Source organism: Vibrio sp. HI00D65 (assembly GCF_001635455.1).
GTDB lineage: Bacteria > Pseudomonadota > Gammaproteobacteria > Enterobacterales > Vibrionaceae > Vibrio.
Genome location: NZ_LWEH01000353.1, coordinates 1 through 4,030 on the forward strand (window position 1 = coordinate 1; position 4,030 = coordinate 4,030).

The 4,030-nt window shown below is 39.4% G+C and carries 6 protein-coding genes; all 6 read right to left on the reverse strand.

All coding sequences use genetic code 11. The features are described 5' to 3' along the window. Positions 1 to 145: 145 nt before the first annotated feature. The 6 genes from A3712_RS19830 to A3712_RS19855 all read right to left on the reverse strand — a co-directional run bounded on the left by A3712_RS19830 (position 146) and on the right by A3712_RS19855 (position 3,765). A complete protein-coding gene (locus A3712_RS19830; protein ID WP_063524736.1) occupies positions 146 to 631 on the reverse strand; it encodes a hypothetical protein in 486 nt (161 codons plus the stop codon). A 185-nt stretch (positions 632 to 816) separates the two neighbouring features. Then, positions 817 to 1,638: an NAD-dependent epimerase/dehydratase family protein gene (locus A3712_RS19835; RefSeq protein ID WP_063524739.1), complete on the reverse strand. Its 822-nt coding sequence runs from the start codon at positions 1,636 to 1,638 to the stop codon at positions 817 to 819. A 118-nt stretch (positions 1,639 to 1,756) separates the two neighbouring features. Then, positions 1,757 to 2,092 carry a DUF2314 domain-containing protein gene (locus A3712_RS19840; RefSeq protein ID WP_063524721.1) on the reverse strand — a complete coding sequence of 112 codons (336 nt, stop codon included), beginning with the start codon at positions 2,090 to 2,092 and terminating at the stop codon, positions 1,757 to 1,759. A 135-nt stretch (positions 2,093 to 2,227) separates the two neighbouring features. Further along, entirely contained in the window at positions 2,228 to 2,542 is a 315-nt protein-coding gene (locus A3712_RS19845) for a hypothetical protein (RefSeq protein ID WP_063524737.1), read from the reverse strand. A gap of 120 nt (positions 2,543 to 2,662) precedes the next feature. Next, positions 2,663 to 3,001: a hypothetical protein gene (locus A3712_RS19850; protein WP_063524728.1), complete on the reverse strand. Its 339-nt coding sequence runs from the start codon at positions 2,999 to 3,001 to the stop codon at positions 2,663 to 2,665. A gap of 158 nt (positions 3,002 to 3,159) precedes the next feature. After that, positions 3,160 to 3,765 (reverse strand): hypothetical protein, encoded by a 606-nt coding sequence (locus A3712_RS19855; RefSeq protein ID WP_063524738.1) that lies wholly within the window; start codon positions 3,763 to 3,765, stop codon positions 3,160 to 3,162. Between the last annotated feature and the right edge of the window lie 265 nt (positions 3,766 to 4,030).

A 4,030-nucleotide genomic window follows, 5' to 3' on the forward strand; every position in this document is an offset into this window, starting at 1 on the left:
AAGAAAATATAACGCCCTGTTAAGGTGTGAGCAACGCAATACCGAAGCTCCCGCATACCACCTTAAACACAAAACGCAACGCATAGCAAAAATGCCAAGCGTTGCGAATCACTCTTAAACAGATTGTTATGTGAAAATTACACGATTAACTATTAGCTTTGTTGATAATGTCTTTAAGCTCAGTGATTTGAGCTTCAGAAACACCTTGTTCAGACACAAGCCAATTTGTACATTCAACTGAACCAACGCAAGTATATACTCCCATTAAAGCCTGTGCCCATTTTTGTGCTAAGACTAGCATCGCGCCATCATTAACTTCAGCATTCTTCATGCTTGCTGCCCAAGAGGAGTATGTGATTGCAGTTTGGACTTGGGAAAAGCCCTCTGATAAGAACGCTTTATTATAAAAACTATACATAACTTTGCCTTGGCAAAATTCATTGTCCGTCCCACATTCATAAAGATCATATTGAAATTGCTTTATAGCTTGTTCATCAAGTACCGGAGATCTATTGATTTTTTCGTAGTCTTGTACAGTCAGTTCAGCTGATGGAAGTGATGCGGGTGAACAGCCTGCAAGTAAGGTGAACAAAATGGAAGCTGATGCTAAAATAGCTTTATTACGTTTCATATCAGTTACTTATGTATCATAAAAAAGCATTATATACCTTTATTCATGATACGCAACTCATTGTCACATAACGCCCTGCTAAGGGGTGAGCAACGCAATACCGAAGCCGCTGCAAACCACCTTAATCACTAAAATCAACGCACAGTAAAAATGCCACGCGTTGCGAATCCCTCTCAAGCAGTTTGTTATGTGTAATTTTCTATGTACTTCCTTAATGACTCAGTCGATTCAAACAAGGGGCTAATTGGAAGGTTAAGATTTAGCTTTTCAATTTCGACTGCCGAAGAGCCATGGTACTTTTCAAAGTCACTCCAACTGCACTCGTGAACCCGCTTTACGACTCGAGAGTCGAGTAGCAATTGAGAAAATGCTTCGGGGCTATACCCCTTAGTCTCAGCAATAAAGTGTTGTGTAGCCGGACGTTTACCTTGAACCAGTGCCAAATAAAATCGAGCGATGTCATTAACATGGATATATTGGTTGTAACCTTGAGATGGTATCGCTACTTGGAGAGTTTGGTCAGATAAGGAGTCTACAATCCGCTTTAGCTGACAGTTTTCACCACCATAAACCAAACTAGGACAGTAAACGACATGCCACTTCTTTTTGATAACACAACTTATTGTAACTGTGTCCGGTTTCACCACCTCTAGAGGCTTAAGCCTAAATTCTTTCAGGTCATTGTGAGAAGCATTGCCAAATAACCAAACGCCTGATGTGTGGATTTTTGTTGCTCCATTAGCCGCTAGTCTATCTAGCTGCGTGAGCAGCTTGGACTCTATATCAGCTATTTCCTCCGGTGAAAATTCTGACCAATGTGGGCGAGCACAATTTATAACGATATCAAAGTAACCAGAGAAATCTGATAGCACGTCGGTAAGCTTCCGAGCAAGAGGTAAGACACCATTAGATCTGCTGTAAGTTGAAACTTCAAAGCCACTCTCGACAAACATCTTAGTCACGTGACTACCAATATACCCATTGGATCCTGATATAAGTACTTTCATTCTTTCCATGAACTCTCGATTACACATAACGCTTGCCTAACAGGCGGAAAATAGCAGGCTAAAATTAGCGACGAAGGAGCGCAAGCCTACTGTTTTGCGTCCTTGGTTTAGGCACTTGTTAGGTGTTTTCTTCGTAAATATCTATTACATGACAAGCTTGAAAAGTGACAAGTTGTCCGCACTGCACACAATCACTGCCAGCAGGATCATTATCTAATTTGCCCTTATAGTAATTAGGGTAAACGTCTGTAATTTCTACCCACATACGTTCAACCGAAACTTCGTCAGAACCTATGTTCTCTTCCATGCTGAAAATTAGCTTTACCAAATCGCCTACTTTAAGAGATTCCCTGTCTTCTTTTTCAGGGATCCAGAATGTGTCTGGATATTCCTTATTTAATTCTTCTCCATTATCCAATTGATAATGCTCTCTTTCATAGGTTGGCAGAATCATCAAAAACCTCGAAACACCTAACGCCTTGTTAAGGTGTGAGGCACGCAATACCGAAGCTCCCGCATACCACCTTAACAACTAAAACTAACGCATAGTAAAAATGCCACGCGTGCCGAATCACTCTTGAACAATTTGTTATAAGGCGGGCTCCAGGAGAATATCGTAACCATCAACTTCAATTAGTCCAAAGTCACCTTCTAAAGAAAGAGAACCTTTAAAATAAGATACTCCTTCAACTTCACCCAATGTTGGAATGTCGTTTAAAGTCGTCTTTCTGGCAGATAGCTGCATCCCCTTAAAGCGAACAGTTATATCTTTACCATGTTTATTACAAACAAGTAGTTTGACCTTCTGTCCGGAATCGAGAAGGAATAACATTTCGATGTAGGTATCATCAAAACTTTGATTTAGATAGAGCAACTCTGAATCGATTAAACAATTTAGTTCCATATTCCTTCAAGCCTTATAACGCCCTGTTATGGGGCGGATTAAGCTTGGCTATAATAGCGAAGAATGAGCGCCAGCCAAGCATTAAGACGTCCATTCCATAAACAGCTTGTTATATTTTCACTACTCATCTTCCAAGTCATAAAGGTTAGCTGGGTTTATGAGGGCGAGTATAGAGACTAAAGTGTTGCTAAATGACTCATAGTAATCGTCGTTATCCTTCTCGGAAAAGTCCTTTCCTTCAATGCGCTTTTTTAACCTATTTACCTCTGCTAAATATTTTTCTTCAAACTCCTTTTCCGACATCTGCACTGAATCAGATAGCATTTTTTGTAATGCATCTCTTTCACCTAAGTCATAGTTATCACCATCCCAAGGGCTTATTTCGTTACTTAAAAGAAATGATAACTTACGTTCAATAATTTGACTTAGTTTTATTCCTGAAACTGGTTCATTACTCATAATTTACAAGGAGCCTAAAGAAAATATAACGCCGCATTAAGGTGTGAGCAACGCTACCACTAAACCTAACCATACCACCGTAAACACAAAACCCAACGATGAAATGAAAAATGCCAAGCGTTGGGAATCACTCTTAAATGCTTTGTTATGTGCGTACTTTACATGCCAAGCTTTGATTTTATGAGCATACTTGAAATATAGGTGTTTGAATCCATTTTAACTAACGTATTTATGATTTCCAAAACGCTAAAATATTCTATGCGCTCCTCTTCGCCTTGACCAATACCACCTATCGTGAAATGAGTAAAACGATAACAATGATGTATATTTTGGAGCTGACCTGAAACATCTTTTAGTAGCTTTTTGCTCAATGTAAATGCTGGATACTGTGTACTATCAGATAGCTCTGCCGTTGAACCAATTGAGACAATACTGCAATTCTCGCTTAGTGACTCTTGTGAATGAAGCTCATTAACTAAGTTGAGATAGCCTAGTGGGCCAACGTTCATAAAATCAGCTAACTCTACAGTTGTAAGAATTGATGATTCCCCCCACATAGAAACTAGGTACACAACTATGTCGAACTTAACACTCTTAAGGCACGAGTAGTCTGGCTTTTTCTCTGGGTTAACATCAATACTGAAGCTAGAAATTCGTTCATCATTTTGCTCTGTCCTAGCGATCATATATATTTCAGCATTATGAATATTTGAAGCTAGATACTTACCAAGACCTTTACTGCCACCAACAATGAGAATTTTCATCAACTACTCCTTGATTTTTATATACATTAATCCAAGTTCAGCGCTTAGCACATAACGCCCGCTTAAGTGGTGAGCAACGCAATACGATGCTTCCGCATACCACCTTAATCACTAAAATCAACGCATGGTAAAAATGCCACGCGTTGCGAATCCGTCTTGAAGCGTTTGTTAAGTGCGAACTAGCGACGAGGTAAAAAATAGCCTGCTCTACGTAACTCTAACAGTTTAAACTTCGACAGATATAAAATACTAGGTAACATTATGA

What these genes read in the sequence shown, in the direction of transcription:
- A3712_RS19830 (WP_063524736.1), bottom strand. Translation starts at nt 631, where the DNA reads ATGAAACGTAATAAAGCTATTTTAGCATCAGCTTCCATTTTGTTCACC.
- A3712_RS19835 (WP_063524739.1), bottom strand. Translation starts at nt 1,638, where the DNA reads ATGAAAGTACTTATATCAGGATCCAATGGGTATATTGGTAGTCACGTG.
- A3712_RS19840 (WP_063524721.1), bottom strand. Translation starts at nt 2,092, where the DNA reads ATGATTCTGCCAACCTATGAAAGAGAGCATTATCAATTGGATAATGGA.
- A3712_RS19845 (WP_063524737.1), bottom strand. Translation starts at nt 2,542, where the DNA reads ATGGAACTAAATTGTTTAATCGATTCAGAGTTGCTCTATCTAAATCAA.
- A3712_RS19850 (WP_063524728.1), bottom strand. Translation starts at nt 3,001, where the DNA reads ATGAGTAATGAACCAGTTTCAGGAATAAAACTAAGTCAAATTATTGAA.
- A3712_RS19855 (WP_063524738.1), bottom strand. Translation starts at nt 3,765, where the DNA reads ATGAAAATTCTCATTGTTGGTGGCAGTAAAGGTCTTGGTAAGTATCTA.